Below are 18,197 nucleotides of genomic sequence, written 5' to 3'. Positions count from 1 at the left end.
CTCATCGTCCTAACCTGGCTTGCAGACGCTGTAACATGGCCTGAGCCGCTTGATTGGTAGGCATAGCCCCAACCACATAGCGACACTCACGCAGTGCATCGCTGAACTTGTTCTCCCGCTCATAGACCTGGCTTAGGAGAAAGCGCGTCTGATGATCGGCGGGATTAATAATCAGAACCTGCACAAAGCTCCGCTCTGCTAGCGGCAGTTGGTTGAGCCGCCAGGCAAGCTGACCGATCTCGTAATGCAGCGCCGCGAGCAAAGCCGGGACCTTGGGTGCCAGCCGCAGCGCCTCCTGAAATTCTCGCAGGGCAGCTCCCAACTGATTCAAGCGCTCGTAGCACTGCGCAAGGCGCTGATGGGCCTCAAAATCATTGGGATTGAGGCGCAGAGACTGCGTATAGGCCGTAATGGCATCACCAGGGCGCATAAGAATGAAATGATAGACATCACCAACCAGCTTATGCGTTTCAGCATCATTCGGATTCAGCTGGACCGAGCGATTGTAAGCCTGGATTGCCCGCTGCGGATCGGGTGGTTGGCGACGTGCAAAGATCTGCCCAAAGATCTTGTGGACCAGGGCATTATTTGGTTCTAACGCATAAGCCTGCTGTACAGCGGCATAGGCTGCCTCGATTCGCCCTGCTTGCAATTGCGCCTGCGCTGTGAGGATGAATTGTCCAGCCGGGCCGGTAGTGCCTCCAACGGGCAGGGCGACATTGCGCGGCGTTGCTGGGGAAGCCGCTACCGTTGGAGGCACATTGCTGATCACCGGCGGCACCACTTTGATCGGCGGCAGGCTCAAAATGGCTCGCTCCATTTCCTCCGCACTCGACCAGCGCTGCTCTACACTCGGCGAGAGAGCCTTCATGATGACTTGTTCGAACTCAGGCGAGACATCAGGGCGCAAGCTTCTTACAGGAGGAAAGGAGAAAATCGTCGGCCTGTTATTAGCCGCATCATGGTGTGTCAGGAGACGATGTAGCGTCGCCCCCAAGGCATAGATGTCGCTACGCGGCTCTGGCATCCCGTGCAACTGCTCCGGTGGCGCATAGCCAATGGTCATGATGATAGTGGCCTGGCGCTGCGACTGAAAGGTACGTGCAATTCCAAAGTCTATTAGCTTGATCTCATCGCGGTCCGTGACCATAATATTCGAGGGCTTCAGGTCACGGAAAATAATCGGTGGATTCTGGCGGTGCAGATAGTTCAGAACATTGCAGATTTGCTGCGCCCAGCTTCTGGCGCGCGCCTCGGGCACGCCCCGCGCCCCATTGACCCCCATAACGTTCCCCTCCTCCTCCAGCACCTTGGCCAGCGTGCGCCCTTCGATAAAGTCCATCACCAGATAATGGCGCCCCTCTTCCACAAAGAAGTCGCGTACGCGGGGAATGCAGGGATGATTCAAATCGAGCAGTAATGTCGCCTCTCGCTTGAACCACTCCACCGCCTGGTTCCGCTCCACCTCGCTCTGAAAGTCGTCCAGCATTTCCTTGACCGCGCAGGGACGCTCAAAGCGCAGATCGATCGCGCGATAAACAGCCCCCATACCGCCCGCCGCCACCAGGCGCTCAATTCTATAGCGTCCGTTCGATAGCAAAACCCCAGGGCTGAGACGCATGACGCCCACACCGGGCGCGTGAGATCCAGCGCTGGCCGGCATGGCACTGCCCGCCCCGACTGCCGCTGGAGCCTCAGGCGGCGGGGGCAACTGAGGCCCGCTCTCGCCCCCGCTTGAAGGTGTGGCCGCATTCCCGGCAGACACGACTTCTCTGGGATCAGAGTGATTGCTAGCCATCTCTCCTCACACCGCTTTTTGATGCAGCCCTCAACTCTACCAATAGGCCTGCTCCTCGCCGCGCGTGCCCTCTTCGCCAAGACATGCCATTATCCTGGTCCCTCGATGCTTGCTCCTGGCTTGCCCGCCTACTCCTACGGTCGCTTCTCTCCCTGGCCTATCGGCTCCGGCTGTCCTGGTTCTCCATGAAAAACGCTCGCTCGTTGCTCGTGGTGCTGGGCGCATTATAGCACATTTTCACTGAACAGGAAGTAAGCTATTGTACTATCTCTATGTGAACCCAGCACAGGCTCGCTTACCTGCGTTTCTCACAGGCGCCTGGCTGGCCTGCCCTGCCGCAGGGCCAGCCAGCCAGCTCATTTCCCTGCCTCTGGCCGTACTGGCAATGGACGCTCAGAGACGGCTGCCGCATGTGCAGGAAAGCCCTCAAACTCGGCCAGGATCTGTGTCGTTCCCTGCAGCGCCTGGTAGCCTGCTGCCGTCACATAGGCAACTCCGGTACGCTTCAGGAAATCATGGACCGAAGTAGCCGAGAAAGTGTGAGCAAAACCACCTGTTGGCAGAATAGCATTAGTCCCTATGCAATAATTGCCAAGACAAATGGGAGTGGCAGGTCCTATGAGGATCTCACCGGCGTTGCGCAGCTGCGTCAGCAAGGCGAAAGGTTCACGTACCTGGACCTCCAGATGCTCGGGAGCGTATTCGTTGACGAAAGCCACGGCCTCGTCCATATCGCGCGTTAGGATGATCCCCCCTGTCCCCCTCTCCTCTTCTAAGACGGCTCGGCAGAAGGCGCGCCGCCATTCTGGCAGAGCGGCAATCTTTTCAGGCAGGCGCTGCTTGACAGCTTCTGCCAGAGCTCGATCTGGCGTGACCAGCAAGCTGGAGGAGTCGGGACCATGTTCAGCTTCGATCAAAAGATCGCGCGCGACTAATTCGGGATCAGCGCTATCGTCAGCCAGTAGAATGGCTTCGCTCGGTCCCGCAGGCAGCCCGACATCAACGACTCCATACAGTAGCCGCTTGGCGGCTGCGACATAGCCGCTGCCAGGTCCCATGATCTTATGCACCCGCGGAATGGTTTCGGTGCCGTAGGCCAGGGCGGCAATGGCTTGCGCGCCACCGACGCGGTAGATCTCATGCACGCCACAGAGATCGGCAGCTACCAGGGAGGCTGCGTCAATTTCTCCATCAGGGCCCGGAGGCGTGCAGACCACGATGCGCGGCACTCCAGCGATGCTGGCAGGAGCGGCCAGCATGTACATCACCGAGGGAAAGGCCCCCTTGCCGCGCGGTACATAGAGACCTACGCTGCTGATCGGCGTTACCATCTCGCCGGCTATGACGCCCGGCATGACCTGGGTATACCATTGCTCATGCGGCAACTGCCGTTGATGAAAAGCCTTGACGTTGCTAATGGCCTGCTCCAGAGCTGCGCGTACCCGGCTATCAAGTTGGCGATGAGCGCGCTCGATTTCCTCTGTGCTTACGCGTAGGCGCTCTGTGCTCAGCGTGACGCCGTCGAAGCGGGCTGTATACTCCAGGACAGCGGCGTCGCCACGCAAACGCACGTCCTCTATGATCGGACGCACGCGCTCCGTTATCTCTTCTATATGCAGCTCAGCGCGGCGCAGTAAACGCCGGCGCTGGGCTGCATCCATTGTCGTCAGCTCATAAAAATGCACCATTACTTACCAGACTCCGATGAAGAGATGCCTGTTGTTTTTTCTCCTCACCATGCCCACCTGTTGTAAGCGCGACTGACCTCGGCTATGCTGAGATAGCACCTGTACCACGTGCCTGCGCCAGCGCGTCAGCACGCTGGGCGGCAGCAACGTCGCTCTTCATCCAGCGCGCGCCGAAGATTCCAATCAGTCCAGCCAGCGCCAGCATCGGAACACAGGTCACTAAGAGCGCCTGGCGTAGGTCCTGACCGGCGATATTGTGTGCGAAATGGCCGCCATGCGTTGGGTCAAAATGTTGGGCCAGGACGCCAACTAGCGATGGCGCAAAGGCATCGCCGAGCAAGTGAGCGACCAGCAGGGCCAGGGCAAGCGCCGAGGCGCGCAGGGCCGAGGGCACAGTGTCCTGAATGGCCGCCGTGCATGGTCCATTATAAAGCAAGATGAGCATGGCTGTGATAAAGAAAAAGACCATGAAAGCGGTAGTACTACGGACCGTCACCGCCAGGGCAAAGCTAGGCGCGCAGAGCAAAAAGCCGATACCACAAACAAGAATACGCGCCCCCGGATGGAAGGTATTCAAGATATCTGCCAGATAGCCGCCGATGATCATACCTGCAATGCCGGCAATGACCACCACCACGCCCGAGAGGGTCGCCGCTTGCGCCACCGTCAGCCCCAGAGCATCCTGTTGGTGCAGATAGACTGGCAAAAAGGTGACGCTCGCCCCTTGGGCGTAGAAGGCAAAGGCCTGGACCAGAGTCAGCACAATCAGGCTGCGAATGCCCAACAGAGCCGTGAAGTCTTGCCGAAGTAGACGCCAGGAAACAGCGACGCGCTCCTCCGCCTCAGCCGGAGCGGGGGCAGGCGTTGTCACTTTTTCGCTTGTGGGCGCCTGCCTACTGACTTGCTGCCAGCGACTCATCACGAGCAGACCGCCAAGCGCTAAGAGGGCAATGACCAGCACCAGGACCAGACCGATGATCACAAAGGCCAGAGCAATCCCCCAGTCTTTGAGCACCAGGCTGCTAACAACCCCACCCAAGATGAAGCCCCCTAAGAGATAGGTCAGCGCCTGGAGTATTGATTTGACATGCCTCTGCACGAGAGAGGAGTCTCTCTGCTCTTCCTCCGTCAAGAGGCCGCCGGCCTGCTCCGCCTCCATTCTCTCCTGCTCATCGGCCTCATTGCGTCTCGGTTCCCGCAAGCGCCAGGCTAACAGGGCAAGCACCAGGCCGGGGATGCCCGCGATCAGAAAAGCAAAGCGCCAGGTTCCTTTTCCTAAGCCAGCCACGAAGCCGCCGAGAACGTAACCCACCATCAGACCAAGCATTGAGCCAGCTCCCCAGCGACTCATGATTTGGGCCCGCTTCTTACGGCTATAGTAGTCGCTCAGCAAAGCTATGCCGGCGGGATAGTAGCCAGCCTCACCGACCCCCAGGACCATTCGAGCGAGGAAGAGGGCGATAAAGTTGCCAGCCAGGGCCGTCAAGGCAGTGGCCAGACTCCAGATAGTTACACAGAACGCCACCACGTTCTTACGCAGTGTACGATCGGCCCAGATACCAAAGGGCAGTGTCCCCAGCGTGTAGATGATAAGGAAGGCTGAGCCAAGATAGCCAAGCTGGTCAAGGCCTAGCCCCAGCTCCTGGCCAATGACGGAAGACGCGCCTGTGAAGATGTAGCGATCCATGTAGTTGAGGAAATTAATAGAAAACATGATCGCGAAGGCATAGGCTGCATAGCTGGAGGTGCGCCGTTTAGAGACTCCCAGGTCGGCGTTGACGGAGGGAGCAGATGGATTCATAAGAAAACCTCCTCGCAAGGAGATAGGCCAAGAAGCCGAACGATAACCCCAAAAGGACTGACCTGAGCACACTCTATCACAGATTCTGACCAGAGGGAAGGGCGGGACCATTAGAATTTCGCTCCAGGCGCAGCATTTCAAGAAAGCTCCAAGTTTTCAAGTCGCGCTCCAGATGGAAACGGAGGAGATCATACATTACGCGCTCAATTTCCAGCAGGAGAGGGGCATCGAGCTGCCAACGAGGGACGGCCTGCCACTCGCTACGCTGCAGCACGCGCAGTACATGCAGGGCTTTGACTGAGAGAGGGCGACTCCAGAAACGTGAGCAGCGAGGACAAAGGGCCCCCCCCAATGAAGCGGAGAAGCCGTTTTGCTCTGGACGTAGCTCGGTAGCACAATGAGCGCAGGCCCGAAAGGCCGGCTCATAACCTACCTGGCCTAGGAGATGAATCTCAAAGTAGCGCAGCAGCAACTGAGAGACTGTGTGTAAGGGATCGTCCGCTTTATCAGCCGCTTGCTTTTGCTGCGAGAGAGCCGCATCGCTGTCGAGGGCGCGTAGCATCTCCAGCATGAGAAAGTACACCCGACTGTGCTGGATATGCTCCTCAAGGAACCGATCTACCAGCTCAGCCAGGTAAAAACCGCAGGTCATATGCCACTGGCTTGTCCGCAGATCAAGAAAGCTCTCGCGATTCTCTGCCTGCGTTACGATATCCAGGTCGCGCCCAACAGCCAATTGCAGCTGACTGTGGCAGAGGAGTTCCAGGTGACCAGCGAGCTTACTGGTCGGGCGACGTACTCCTTTAGCTACCGCCTGGATCTTCCCATGAGAGGGAGTGAGGAGTGTTACAATGCGGTCGGCCTCACCGAGGTTGATCCGCTTGAGGACAATCGCTCTGGTGGAGTAGCTACGCTGCTGCCGCATGCGCTGGAGTCCTTAACAATAAAAAAGACGTGAGCACCAAGCATCACGCCTTTACATCAGAGAAGGGAGGCGACGAGCGGATTCGAACCGCTGATCGGGCTTTTGCAGAGCCCTGCCTTACCACTTGGCCACGTCGCCGCACCTGGAGCGGGAGACGGGATTCGAACCCGCGACATCTTCCTTGGCAAGGAAGCGCTCTACCACTGAGCCACTCCCGCAACTTGGATTAGAGAGGAGTTCTCTAACCTTGTGCCATTAAGATAGCACATCTCTGGCGATTTGTCAACGGGTTTGGCCCCGACTTCCAAAAATTTCTTAGCACGCGGGAGACCAGGAAAAGAGGGAGATGTTTGCTCGCCCCTGGCCCAGAGATCGGCGATCAAGCTGTCTCGCCGGAAGGGTTCTCCATATGCTCGTATTCGTAGAGCACATTGGCAGCGGCCACGAGAGCCGCCGTTTCTGCGCGAAGAATGCGGGGACCAAGTGAGACAATGAGGGCGCCACGCTCACGCGCTAGCGCCACTTCCTCGGGAGTCAAGCCGCCTTCGGGGCCGATAAAGAGGGCTACCGTTAATGGGCCTTTCAGCAAAGCTGCACGGACCTGCTCCTGATGAGCGCGCAAAGCTGCGCGCATACTGAGCAACTTCTCCTGTTCCCACGGCATTACAATCAAGGCATCAGCAGGCAGCTCGGCTAACGCCTGGCGGAGATTGCGTACGGGGAGCAATTCGGGGATACGTGCTCTACCACACTGCTCTGCCGCCTCTTGGAGGATACGTCTCCAGCGTTGGATTTTCGTGGCGCCAATAGCCTCCAGACCTACCTGTGACCGCTGGCAGCGTAGTGGTACAAAGGCGCTGATGCCCAGCTCCGTCCCCTTTTCTAGAATCCATTCGAAGCGGGCCGACTTCAGCAGTCCCTGATAGAGCACCAGCCGGAGGCAGCCCTCTCCGCTGCCCTCCCGTCGTTCGAGAAGCTCTACTTCGACGCCGGACCGCCCGGTGTGGACGATTCGGGCCTCGACCTCAGCGCCCGTGTTATCAAGCAGGAGTAGATGCTCATCGAGGGGAAGCCGCAAAACATCGCGTACCTGATGAGCCACTGCCGGTGGCAACATGACCCGGCGCGTCGCGGACCGGCTGGTCGTGGTCTGGATCAACAACTCAGGCGGGACAAAGAAACGGTGCATAGCCGCTTATGAGGCCGCTTTGCGCATGACAAAGAGTAACCAGTCATCGGCCTGGACAGTGGTCAGGGGAGACAATCCCGCCTCTCTCAAAGCCTGTTCGACCTTCTCGCGATGCTCCTGCAGCACGCCACTGGCCAGCAGTAGCCCCCCGGGTGCCAGTACCGTAGCCATGAGCGGTGCCAATGAGCAGATTACGCCAGCGAGAATATTCGCCACTATCAGATGATAGCGACCAGCCAGGGTCTGGCTACGCTCTTCATCAAGGGTGCCGTGGATGACCCGAATGCGCTCGCTGAGATGATTGCGCTCCACGTTCTCACGGGCGCTGGCGACAGCCACATCGCTAATATCGTAGGCATCGACCTCATCAGCTCCCAGCAAGGCCGCGGCTAAGGCCAGGATACCCGAGCCTGTTCCAAGATCGAGTACACGCATCCCCGGCTGAATGCGCTTTTCTAGTTCTTCCAGACACATCCTGGTTGTTGGGTGCAGGCCTGTACCAAAGGCCATCCCCGGGTCAAGCGTCATCACGACTTCGCCCTGAGCCGGAGTGTACTCACGCCATGATGGGCAAATGACCAGGCGCCGGCCTATGTGCGTTACATGATAGGACTCTTTCCAGGCGGTCGCCCAATCTTCTTCTCGGATCAGGCGCGTTTCTAGCTCTCCCACCAGTCCGGTACCGATGCTGGCCAGATGCCACAGTCCTTCGGCAATGCGCTGCCGGGCCTCCTCCTCCTTGCCATCGACTGCCAGATAGGCATGAATCTTCACCGGATGACCAGGGAGAATGCGATATTCTTGTCCGTCATCAAGCAGCTCGATCGGCTCCTCAATGGCTACGCCGCCATGCGTATAACGCATGAGGAGTTCACTGACGGACTCAACCGCCTCTGGGTGCGCTTGTACCGTTAATTCTATCCACTGCATCGCATCTCGATCCTCACCTTAATCAGGTAACGCCCTATCACTCTCTTACCCCAAGGGGTCGCGCGATATTCTATTATGCCATCAGCAGGGCCTGCACGCAACGCATTGGCCCTGCCCGCGGAAAATGAGGGGAACAGTTGGCGGCCAGCTAAGCAATCAAGCAGGCAAGCCAAGACAGGGACAGGGATTCCACCCCTGTTTATCAGCTCACCCATCCCTGGGGCCTGGTTTTGAAGCTGGCTGGCCAGTCTATCTCTGATCTGTTCCCCTGGATAGCATTGGACGGGCGTAGTGCCAGTGCGTCAGCCCGAGCCTGGGCTAAAAGACGGCAGGCTCTGTATACTCTCCGAAGACTGAGCGGAAGACATCCATGATCTCGCCCAGGGTGGCATAGGCTTTCACGGCCTCAATGATGGCCGGCATGGTATTCTCTGTTCCTTCGGCTACACGGCGCAGGTTGTCGAGAGCCTTCCGCACAGCCGTCTGATCGCGCTCTCTGCGTACACGGTTCAGGCGTTCTAGATGGACACGCTCCCCTTCGCGATCGATGTAAAGCGTGGGCACCTTCATATCCTCTTCCATCACGTACTCATTCACGCCAACGATGATGCGCTTACGCTGCTCGATCTCTTGCTGATAGCGATAAGCTGATTCAGCGATCTCTCGCTGGAAGAAGCCATTTTGGATACAAGCCAGCACTCCCCCTAGTTCTTCGATGCGCCTGATATACTCCCAAGCCGCTTGCTCGGTCTCGTCGGTAAGTTTTTCCACGAAGTAGGAGCCTCCGAGCGGGTCAACGGTATTGGTAACGCCGCTTTCATAGGCTATGATCTGCTGGGTACGCAGCGCAATCAGGGCCGCTTTCTCTGTGGGAAGGGCCAGGGCCTCATCGAGGGCGTTGGTATGGAGCGACTGCGTGCCGCCGAGCACAGCGGCCAGAGCCTGGATAGTTGTGCGTACAATATTGTTCTCTGGCTGCTGCGCTGTCAGGGAGACACCGGCTGTCTGGGCGTGACAGCGGAGCAACCAGGACCGTGGATTTTTGGCTCCATAGCGCTCACGCATGAGTTTGGCCCAGATGCGGCGCGCCGCGCGGAATTTGGCGATCTCTTCAAAGAAATCATTATGTACGTCGAAGAAGAAGGAGAGTCGCGGCGCGAATTCATCGATCTTCAGGCCACGCTGGAGGGCTGCTTCTACATAGGTCATGCCGTTGGCAATGGTGAAAGCCAGCTCTTGGACAGCCGTGGCACCTGCCTCACGGATGTGGTAGCCACTGATGCTCACTGTGTTCCAGCGCGGCATGTAGCGCGCTCCAAACTCGATGGTATCGACGACGAGGCGTAACGAAGGCTCAGGCGGGAAGAGGAACTCCTTCTGAGCAATGTACTCCTTCAGGATATCGTTTTGTAGCGTTCCTCCTAGTTTCTCACGTGGGTAACCCTGCTTCTCTGCATTGACGATATACATGGCCCAGATGACTGCCGCAGGGCTGTTGATGGTCATGGAGGTCGTAATGCGATCAAGAGGAATATCCTTAAAGAGGATTTCCATATCGGCTAGTGAGGAGACCGCTACGCCACATTTGCCGAACTCTCCGGCAGCCATTGGGTGATCAGTATCATAGCCGTAGAGCGTGGGCATGTCAAAGGCTGTCGATAGCCCTGTTTGTCCCTGCTGCAGTAGATACTTGAAGCGCGCGTTTGTATCCTCAGCCGTGCCGAAGCCGGCAAACATGCGCATGGTCCACGGCTTGGCTCGATACATCGTCGGCTGTACGCCGCGGGTAAACGGATACTCACCCGGTAGGCCAATATCGCGCATGTAATCCAGGTGGGCGACATCCAGCGGGGTATAGAGGCGCTTGATAGGCACGCTGGAGGTGGTTACGAGGTGCTCGCGCTCAGGCATACGCTCCAGCGACTGTTTCAGTGTGGTTTCTTCCCAGCGCCGTTGCTCGGCTGCCAGCCTCTCAAGTTCGGTCTTATCAAAGAGGGTTCCCTGCACAAGGCCGGGTTCCTTGCCAACATCTACAGATTCCTGGTCTAGCATGCCGCTCACTCCTCTTCATCGAGAGAGAACCCTGCGGGACGGCCTGAGCCATTGACCTTGCCGTCCCCCGGGACGATTTCCACAGTTGTATTGTACCATAGCTGCGGCCCCCGCATAGCCCACCGCTTATTGACAAGCGCCTTTTTCTTCTCTCTCCTCCCGCGCTTCTTTCCATGTTACACTTAACTGGGAGGGATCTTATGCAACAAGCAGAGCAGAAGGCAACTGATGGTCTGAGTCGCGATGCTACGCTTTCGGAAGAGCAGATCGCTGCTTTGCCCGCAGCAGGGCGGGATCTTTTCCTGGTCAGTACAGCTCATGCTTTCATTCATGCTATCACTGTCTTGATGCCGCTTGTTTACCCTCTTATCCAGGCAGAGTATCATCTCAGCTATACCCAGATTGGTCTGGTGGTAGCTCTGCCCAATGCCCTGGGCGGGTTTCTTCAGGTGGTCTTTGGTCTACTCAGCCGCTATATCCTGCGTAAGGTGCTGCTTGGCAGCGGTGCGATCCTCGGCGGTCTGAGCACTTTTCTTACTGGTACGATCAATGGTTTCTGGCCTTTGATGACCTGGAGTACTGCCTTTCGGCTGGCCACTGCTCCGCAGCATCCAGTAGGTAGCTCTTATCTGACCGACCGCTATGGCCAGCGTCGACATGGCTATGCTCTAGCCTGGCACATCGCCGGTGGGAATATCGGCACCTTGGCTGTCCCGTTTATCGCTGGTCCTCTGCTCGGACTCTGGGGCTGGCGCCCTTTGCTCTATGTGGCTGCTTTGCCCGGTATCCTGATCGGCATTGCCATTCTGATCCTGCTCGAGGAGGGTGGACCTCTCGACCGGCGTCAGCGTGCCCGGCGGCGAGCAGCGGGAAGCGCGTTACCATCGGCTCGCAGCCTCCTCGGGCGCGGGCCTGAGCTGCTCCAGGTGGTCAAAAGCTTATTGTTGCCGTTGCGCGATCGTACCCTCCTGATTATCATGGCTGTTTCTATCATTGCGGCTGGCGGGCGTGGTCTGGGCAATGTCACGACTTATGTCCCCTTATATTTGCAGAACGTGCGCCATGTCGATAGCCGTTGGCAGGGGATACTCCTGACTTTGCTGCTCCTTGGCAGCGTGATTGGCCCGTTGCTTGGCGGACGGCTGTCGGATCGTCTGGGACGTCGCCCCATGCTCTATCTGTTCTATGGGGCCTCGGCTGCGACTACGCTTCTTTTCATTGAGGTCGCCCGTCCAGGTATGCCTTTCTGGCTGATCCCTCCGGCCTTGTTGCTGATGGGATTGGCTGTTTATGCCGAAGCTCCTTTGCTTCAAGCCTACCTGGCCGACTCAGCCAGCCGCGATTTGCGCGACAATGCCTTTAGTTTGTACTTTGCGCTCGCTTTCGGCGTTGGCTCTGCCTGGGGAGGCATCATCGGCTGGCTCATCGATCAGTTCGGTTTCCAGGTTGCTTTTATCGTCATGGCACTCTCCTACCTTCTAGCTGGCAGCCTGCTAACTCTGATCCGCCAGCAGTCGAAGGCCAACCAGCGTTAGCGGAGTACCAGGCCATTAAGCTTGTTCATGCGGTTCCCGTTATGGAGAGCTAGCAGCCGGGATCTATGCCGGCAGGAGCACGGCGAACAAAGCGTTGAGTACACAGCCCATTGCCTCCGAGGTGAAATAGTCTTCTTTACCGATCCCAGCACCGGCTTTGCTAACGTAGATCTGGAAATCAGCGCTCAGGCGATAAAAGTAGCCATGATAGGTATGCTCGTAAAATGGTCCCAAGAGTAAGGCGATCAAGGAACGCTCCTGGCTGAGGAATGGGGCGCTGGCATGGGCATTATAGAGCTGCAGGCCATTTACCGTCAGGCACTGAGCACGCGTCTCCTTGTAATCCTGGATTACTTTGCCATTGCTCAGGTGAAGAGCAAAGTAGAAGCCGCCACGCTGCTCATCCCAGAGACCGCTAGTCATGAAGAGGCTCCGCAGCAACAGGCCTGCCAGTGTGAGGTAGTGTCGTTGACCTGTGAGGCGATAAGCGAGCGCCAGCGCTGAGACTGCCTCTCCCTCGGAGGCCGCTCTTACCTCATCGCTTTGCGGCTGATCATGGCCAGCGGGACCCACTACCATGCTCTCACGAAGCAGGTGCCAACGGGTGTCAAAGGCCACGTTGATGACGTGTTGCAGGGTTCGCTCTCCGGCTTCTCTCCATGCCGGCATATGCCAGCGTTTTCCAGCGTCGATTAATGCGGCGCCGCATTCCAGTGTATGAACCGTGCTGTAATCTGGAGGCCGATGGAGCCGATCGTAGACTCCTCCTAGGAGCGGGTCATACCAAAAGCGATAGAAGCGTTCGGCCACTGCGCGCGCTTCCTCCAGCAAAGCGGCATCGGGCAGCGTGAGGCCTGGGGTGAGAAGAGAGAAGTAGATCCAGCCTTTGGGTAGGTTGTAGCCTTTAAATGCCAGCTTGACTACTGCCAGGATACGCTGAAGATCAGCCTGATAGATTTTGCTGTCTGGATGGAGACGCCGATAGGAGCTTAGAGCGTTGAGATAGAGCAGATCGACCTGGGGATCGTGTCGTTCTAGTGTTCCCTCTTGCGGGTTGGGACGCAGAGCATTGACATGCTGGGGGTCGCTCATCTTCCAGTTAATGAAGAGGCCGCCAGTGCGCAGGCCATGTGTTCTGGCCTGCGCATTCCAGGCATGCTCATGCATGTTCTCTAGCACCTGTTCAATGACTGTCTCGGCCTGCTCAGGCCAGTCGGCTGACAAGGCCAGCGAGGTCGGGAGCTGCTCTGAAGTGGGTGCAAGGTTGCTCCCTACAAGTAAGGGCGGACGCGGGAGCCGCTCCCACAGCGGGGCGCAGCTCACAATGTACCCTGCTGCTGTCATAATTACCCAAAGCACAATCACAATCCACACGATAATTCTCAATATCATGTATAGCTTCTTACGCATAGAATTAGACCCTCCGAAATAGCTAACCGCCGCGCAGATAGAGAGCCGATGCGTACCCTTCAAAGACCAGGTGCACATCGGAGGGAAAGATAAAGCGCTTTCTGACAGCGGCCTCATATGGCCCGTTATCTGAGACAATCCAGATGCGTGTATGCTCAGCTAGCACTGCGCTAAAATCATCCTGGTTGAGGAGTGCCTCCGCGGCGGAGGCGGTTTCGATGATCTGCCCATGCCGTTCCATGAGATAGAGAGCACGATCGATGGAGAAAAAGTAATCGACTTGCCCAACATAGTAGCGTACGCAGTTGGCGGGAGCTACCGCAATTACCACGTCTCCTCGGCGTAGATGCTGCCGTAGATAGGCCCCTATGAGATCGTAGTCGGCATAGTGACGATGGTAGGGGAGGCCCAGCAGCCGGCTCAGGAATAGACTACTTGCGTTCATCGCTATCAACGGCGCAATTAAGAGAAGAGCACAAAGTAAACCCGAGCTTCCTATCAGCATGAGGCGCCGGGTTCCTATCAGGCGTCTCCAGTTCCACTCAGAAGGCGACAGGCTCGCATCCGCCACGGCTGCTGTTGCGCTTCCCAGCCTCTGGATTAGCCCACTCGTCCCGTAGGCGCTGAGCAGGTAGTAGCATGGCAGCAGCGGATAGAGATAGCGATCAGCCTGGAGTGTGAAAGCATAGACCAGTGTCAGCCAGGCAGCGAGGAAGAATAAGACACAGTAGCAGGCGCGTGGATCTCTTCTACGTACGGCCTGTAGACAGCCTAGCACCAGGCCGATGGAATTGAGAAAGAGCCAGGGCGTCCGCTCGCTAGCGATAGGATTAAACAGCATTTCTGCATAGAAGATAAAGTTATTGATTGTGAAGTGGATAAGTGGTCGTTGCGAAGCATCAGTACCCAGGACAGGCGGGCGGCTGAAATGGGTTAGCAAGAGTTGGGCGCTGATGCCTGCTCCGCAAAGCAAAGCAGCCCGTTGCCAGGAGGGTGAACGCCAGAGAGCGGAGAGACTAAGTCGCCGCCGGTCTCTGCAGCAGAGAGCGCAGAGCAGCAGAGCTGGCAGAATAATGAAGGTCTCTTCATGGCTTAGATAGGTCGCTAACAGGCTGAGTGCAGCTCCATAGATGAGGCGAGAGCGCGCCGGGCGCTGCAGGCAGCCATAAAAGAGCAACAGGGTCAGGAGCGTGAGGAGTTGCGCTTGCTGATACATGCGCATCTGACGCGACCAGATCAGAGCGAGGGGCGAGCAGGCCAGCATGGCCGTGGCCAGCCAGGCCACGCGCCGGGAGAAGAGGTAGCGCCCGGCAAAGTAGAGTAACGGCAGGCTCACCAGGTACTCTCCAACACTGATGGCACGGGTCAGTGCTGGATGCTCACCGAAGAGTGCATTCCAGATTGCTAGCAGATAGGAGTAGAGTTCTGCTTTCGTGTAGAGAAAACCTGAGGGGAAGAATGGCCAGCCCGTGCTCAAAATGCCACGTGCGGCGTAGTAGCTAGAAAGCTCATCCTGCCAGTAAGGCTCATACGAGAGCTGGTAGCCAGACAGAAGTACGGCTATGACTATGATGGGTGCCAGAGCGCCCCAGAAGTGCCAGGATCTCCAAAGAGATCGAGGGGTCGCTTGGCAGTGAGACGACAATGGCCTCCAATTCTGGAGCCGGAGCCATATTGCTGAGCCAACCGTAGTATTTGTTCTCGTCTTTACCGTTTTCCTCTCAGCTCCCCCGCCCTCACTTAGTATCGCTATTGAGCTGGCCCGAAGCCGGGCGCTGGACCAGATTGCCCAGGCCAGCGCTGCATAGTCCAGCAGCAGCAGTGCTCCCAGGCCTTCAAGCCAGAGCCAGGTATACGGCCAGGGATGCGGAAAGAGTGGAAGGCGTGCCAGCACAATGAGCAGGCAGACGAGCGTCAGCGGTGGTACTACCGCCAGGCTCAAGGGTCGCCAGATGAGACGCGGCGCAGTGGAACAGCGTAGGCCAAGCAGTAAGCCCAGTACCAGCCACGGTAACCCCACAATTGCCATCGCTCCGCCGATGACCAGCCATCCATTGGCAGGGATAGAGAGTAGCGAAGGCGAGATCAGTGAGACCGCGCTCAGGTATGGCAGGAGCAAAGGAGCAGAGGACGGTTCCAGCGGGGCTGCTGGCCAGCGCTTCGGCGGCTGTTCCGTTCCCAGCCGTCCACAAACCTGATGGCTGACCAGACGCCAGGCCTCTGATGGTTCCAGCCAGAGATTCCGACCCTGGCTATGCTCAATCATGATGTCGGCCAGTACGCTGGCCTTGCCAGCTCCTTGCTCTATCTCCCCGTCAGCCAGCGGGGCCGGCGCCATCACGTGGATGGCAAGCGCATTGTGACCGGGGTGCAGCCAGGGCGAGATCTCATAGAGCATCACCGCAAGCCCGGCTTGATAGCTCGCTCGCGAAGACGCAGATCTGAAGGGCAGTGGCTGCCATCCGCCGCTCAGGGTTGTCAGCAGGCTGCCATTCAGATAGATGCTTGTCTGGGCGGTACTTCCAAGACGTAACCAGACCCTGGCTGCGTCTGCTGGTATATCGAGGAGCCTGAAAAAACAGGCATCGGGACTGTCAGTCCTGAGCCAGAGGCGAGGCAGGGGTTGCTGATAAAGGCGGGGATTCACGGAGAGATAAGGGATGGAGTCCATCTTTCCCGGAAAGCTTCGGGCCGGTCGCCAGTCAGCCGCGTCGAAGCCGGGCAAGCTCCAGGCATTGGAAGCGACCGCATCACGACGATGGGCTAGACCGCTTTGAGCAGTCGCGTGCCAGGACTCTCCAGAGCCATAGTGATAGACTGTTGCTCCCTTCCTTAGCTCTAGCAAAGCTCTCAGGGCTGGTAACTGTAGGTCGGCATTAGCTACACGCACAGCGACGACGTTGACGCCGATACGTAAGGCGCGCCGTATATCGTAGATGTAGGCCCGAGGAGCAAACTGGCCCTGATTGTTGCCCAGCGCTACCCCATTGACAGCCAGTGTAAAGGTCTGCTGCGCTGCTACTGTAAGAACCGCTACTTCTGGCCATGCCTTGAGCTGCAGTGTATAACGAAAATAGGCAACAGGCGCGCTGCCGTCTGCTGCTGTAATCCAGCGGGCCGCTTCCCAGTCAGGATCAAAGTCGGTTGACTGTGGGACTATAGCCACTTGCCAGGCGAACCAGGCTGCTCCTAACACTGCCAATAACAGTAAACAGAGACTGCCAGCATTGGGGAAAAAGCGCCGAAGAGAGAAGAGTAGAGGCTTTTGCTGAGCTTGCTGCGCAGCCAGCGAGGGCGTGATTAGCCACTCAGCACTTACATGCCCCCAGAACCAATGCTTCATCATAAGACCCTACGACCATCCCTTCTTGCTTCTTTTAGAACTTTTTCATATCTCAAAGCATCTTAGTGCAATCCAGAGAGCGCCTCACGTGCCGTGTTATTGCGATAGTCGGGATCAAGCGCGACAGCAATGAGCAAGGCCTCCCGCCCCTGCACAGAGTGTCCTAGGGCAATTTCTGCCAGGCCAATGTAGGTGTAGGCGGACGAGCGGAGATCGTCATCCGAGGAGAGCGCCAGCACGTTGCTCATTTCAGCCCGGCAGCCACCATAGTTGTGAAGCTCATAGGCAACTCTCCCCAGAAGATAATGCGCGTAGAGGCTATGAGGATTGACCAGCACGAGACGCATGAGCCAGCCCTGAGCAATGGTCAGTCTGTGGTTCCGTGCCGGCGTATCCCCCGAGAGCAAGGCGGGAGGCCAGGCGGCTTCCACCAGGCCCGCCAGAGCCTCACTCAGAGCAGTAGTTAGCCAGGGATCAGGAGGCTCCTTCTGCCGTACATGGCTTAACCAGAGGGGGAATAGTACTTGATAGGCTCGCAAGTAAGCTCGCTGCTGAAGAAAGGCGCGAGCCAGTGCAAAGCTCACCGTTTCCGTTTGCGAGTGAGGCTCTAAACCAGAAAGGATTTGGCCAAGTCGCTCCTGATAGGCCGCAGAGTCGCCAGTGGCTGGGGCAGCCTGGCGAGACAGCTCTAACCAGCCAAGAGCCTGCTGATAGTCGCCTGCGGCGATGGCCAAATCTACCTGTTGCATAGACAGCCATCCCCATAGTGGGGTCCCAATCGCCGGCAAGAGAGAGCCGCCTCCTACCAAGGCTACTAAGGCTACTAGAGAGAGCGGACGTAAAAAGCCCGCCTGAAGGAAGGTGCAGGACCTTTCCCCGCGTTTCGGCCAGCGCCCCCATAAACTCAGGCCTACCAGCGGTAGCAGGGCTCCTGGCCGTAGCTGATCCACCAACAAGACGAGGCGCCAATGGAACGTCGCCATGTCCAGCGCGAAGGGAGCTGTGACAGGGCACCAGTCCCGGGGAAGATTGTAGCCTAAGTGACGCAGGATCAGCTGAGCCTCTAGCTTATGATAAGCCAGTTCATCGCCAAGCTGAGTGTCGATGCACACAAAGTGGAGTAGGAACAGACAGAGTGGCAATAAGCAACAAATTCCGACTAAACGATAGCCATAGCATCGCTTATCAGAGGAAGCAGCAGCGATAGCACGCTCTAATGGCCCCCAAGCAGCACAGCCCAGGCAAACGAGAGCCGCCACTACAGAGCCAGCCCCAACACTGGTCAGCAGGGAGCCTGCCGTACCTGGTGCTGCTAATGACCATCCTGGAGCAAGTGGAATCTCCCACGGGGAATATCCCCCATGAAAGGGATCTGCTAACCAGGGCAAACTACTCGCTCCTAGCATCACGACCCCAGCCAGGAGCAGCCGGCCACGATCAAGCATCCACCATGTCCAGCACCCCTGTCCCGGCCCCATCACCAGAGCATGAACCCCTTGCTTCATCGTTCTCTTCTCCCATTTCCA

Annotated in this window: 11 protein-coding genes and 2 tRNA genes; 1 reads left to right on the top strand and 12 read right to left on the bottom strand. The window is 57.6% G+C overall.

Annotation, left to right across the window (positions count from 1 at the left end; all coding sequences use genetic code 11):
* Position 1: 1 nt before the first annotated feature.
* The 9 genes from AC6H1L_RS14365 to AC6H1L_RS14325 all read right to left on the bottom strand — a co-directional run bounded on the left by AC6H1L_RS14365 (position 2) and on the right by AC6H1L_RS14325 (position 10,383).
* Complete coding sequence (locus tag AC6H1L_RS14365; protein WP_497598175.1) at positions 2-1,798, bottom strand: protein kinase domain-containing protein; 1,797 nt, start codon at positions 1,796-1,798, stop codon at positions 2-4.
* A gap of 356 nt (positions 1,799-2,154) precedes the next feature.
* Complete coding sequence (gene hisD, locus AC6H1L_RS14360; protein WP_497598174.1) at positions 2,155-3,486, bottom strand: histidinol dehydrogenase; 1,332 nt, start codon at positions 3,484-3,486, stop codon at positions 2,155-2,157.
* 82 nt (positions 3,487-3,568) lie between these two features.
* On the bottom strand, positions 3,569-5,287 hold the full coding sequence (locus tag AC6H1L_RS14355; protein WP_497598173.1) for an MFS transporter: 1,719 nt from the start codon (positions 5,285-5,287) through the stop codon (positions 3,569-3,571).
* Positions 5,288-5,363: 76 nt separating this feature from the next.
* Positions 5,364-6,212 (bottom strand): DNA repair protein RecO, encoded by an 849-nt coding sequence (gene recO / locus AC6H1L_RS14350; protein ID WP_497598172.1) that lies wholly within the window; start codon positions 6,210-6,212, stop codon positions 5,364-5,366.
* Positions 6,213-6,279: 67 nt separating this feature from the next.
* Positions 6,280-6,350: transfer RNA gene (locus AC6H1L_RS14345), tRNA-Cys, on the bottom strand.
* Positions 6,351-6,355: 5 nt separating this feature from the next.
* Positions 6,356-6,430, bottom strand: a tRNA-Gly gene (locus tag AC6H1L_RS14340).
* Positions 6,431-6,591: 161 nt separating this feature from the next.
* Positions 6,592-7,401, bottom strand: coding sequence for a 16S rRNA (uracil(1498)-N(3))-methyltransferase (locus tag AC6H1L_RS14335; RefSeq protein WP_497598171.1), 810 nt, complete (start codon positions 7,399-7,401; stop codon positions 6,592-6,594).
* A gap of 6 nt (positions 7,402-7,407) precedes the next feature.
* Positions 7,408-8,331, bottom strand: coding sequence for a 50S ribosomal protein L11 methyltransferase (gene prmA / locus AC6H1L_RS14330; RefSeq protein WP_497598170.1), 924 nt, complete (start codon positions 8,329-8,331; stop codon positions 7,408-7,410).
* 318 nt (positions 8,332-8,649) lie between these two features.
* Positions 8,650-10,383: an acyl-CoA mutase large subunit family protein gene (locus tag AC6H1L_RS14325; protein ID WP_497598169.1), complete on the bottom strand. Its 1,734-nt coding sequence runs from the start codon at positions 10,381-10,383 to the stop codon at positions 8,650-8,652.
* A gap of 200 nt (positions 10,384-10,583) precedes the next feature.
* Between AC6H1L_RS14325 and AC6H1L_RS14320 the strand changes: the two genes are divergently transcribed.
* Entirely contained in the window at positions 10,584-11,918 is a 1,335-nt protein-coding gene (locus AC6H1L_RS14320) for an MFS transporter (protein WP_497598168.1), read from the top strand.
* Positions 11,919-11,981: 63 nt separating this feature from the next.
* On the opposite strand, the gene AC6H1L_RS14315 is transcribed toward AC6H1L_RS14320, so the two are convergent.
* The 3 genes from AC6H1L_RS14315 to AC6H1L_RS14305 are packed head-to-tail and all read right to left on the bottom strand — an operon-like array spanning position 11,982 to position 18,176.
* On the bottom strand, positions 11,982-13,310 hold the full coding sequence (locus tag AC6H1L_RS14315; RefSeq protein WP_497598167.1) for a hypothetical protein: 1,329 nt from the start codon (positions 13,308-13,310) through the stop codon (positions 11,982-11,984).
* A gap of 40 nt (positions 13,311-13,350) precedes the next feature.
* Positions 13,351-16,674 (bottom strand): glycosyltransferase family 39 protein, encoded by a 3,324-nt coding sequence (locus AC6H1L_RS14310; RefSeq protein ID WP_497598166.1) that lies wholly within the window; start codon positions 16,672-16,674, stop codon positions 13,351-13,353.
* A gap of 59 nt (positions 16,675-16,733) precedes the next feature.
* Positions 16,734-18,176, bottom strand: a complete 1,443-nt coding sequence (locus AC6H1L_RS14305; RefSeq protein ID WP_497598165.1) for a tetratricopeptide repeat protein — start codon at positions 18,174-18,176, stop codon at positions 16,734-16,736.
* Positions 18,177-18,197: the final 21 nt, after the last annotated feature.

This window comes from Thermogemmatispora argillosa (genome assembly GCF_059696725.1).
This window is presented reverse-complemented; position numbering and strand designations above follow the sequence as displayed.

Coding starts and splice junctions, on each gene's coding strand:
- AC6H1L_RS14365 (WP_497598175.1), bottom strand. CDS start 1,798: ATGGCTAGCAATCACTCTGATCCCAGAGAAGTCGTGTCTGCCGGGAAT.
- hisD (WP_497598174.1), bottom strand. CDS start 3,486: ATGGTGCATTTTTATGAGCTGACGACAATGGATGCAGCCCAGCGCCGG.
- AC6H1L_RS14355 (WP_497598173.1), bottom strand. CDS start 5,287: ATGAATCCATCTGCTCCCTCCGTCAACGCCGACCTGGGAGTCTCTAAA.
- recO (WP_497598172.1), bottom strand. CDS start 6,212: ATGCGGCAGCAGCGTAGCTACTCCACCAGAGCGATTGTCCTCAAGCGG.
- AC6H1L_RS14335 (WP_497598171.1), bottom strand. CDS start 7,401: ATGCACCGTTTCTTTGTCCCGCCTGAGTTGTTGATCCAGACCACGACC.
- prmA (WP_497598170.1), bottom strand. CDS start 8,331: ATGCAGTGGATAGAATTAACGGTACAAGCGCACCCAGAGGCGGTTGAG.
- AC6H1L_RS14325 (WP_497598169.1), bottom strand. CDS start 10,383: ATGCTAGACCAGGAATCTGTAGATGTTGGCAAGGAACCCGGCCTTGTG.
- AC6H1L_RS14320 (WP_497598168.1), top strand. CDS start 10,584: ATGCAACAAGCAGAGCAGAAGGCAACTGATGGTCTGAGTCGCGATGCT.
- AC6H1L_RS14315 (WP_497598167.1), bottom strand. CDS start 13,310: ATGATATTGAGAATTATCGTGTGGATTGTGATTGTGCTTTGGGTAATT.
- AC6H1L_RS14310 (WP_497598166.1), bottom strand. CDS start 16,674: ATGATGAAGCATTGGTTCTGGGGGCATGTAAGTGCTGAGTGGCTAATC.
- AC6H1L_RS14305 (WP_497598165.1), bottom strand. CDS start 18,176: ATGAAGCAAGGGGTTCATGCTCTGGTGATGGGGCCGGGACAGGGGTGC.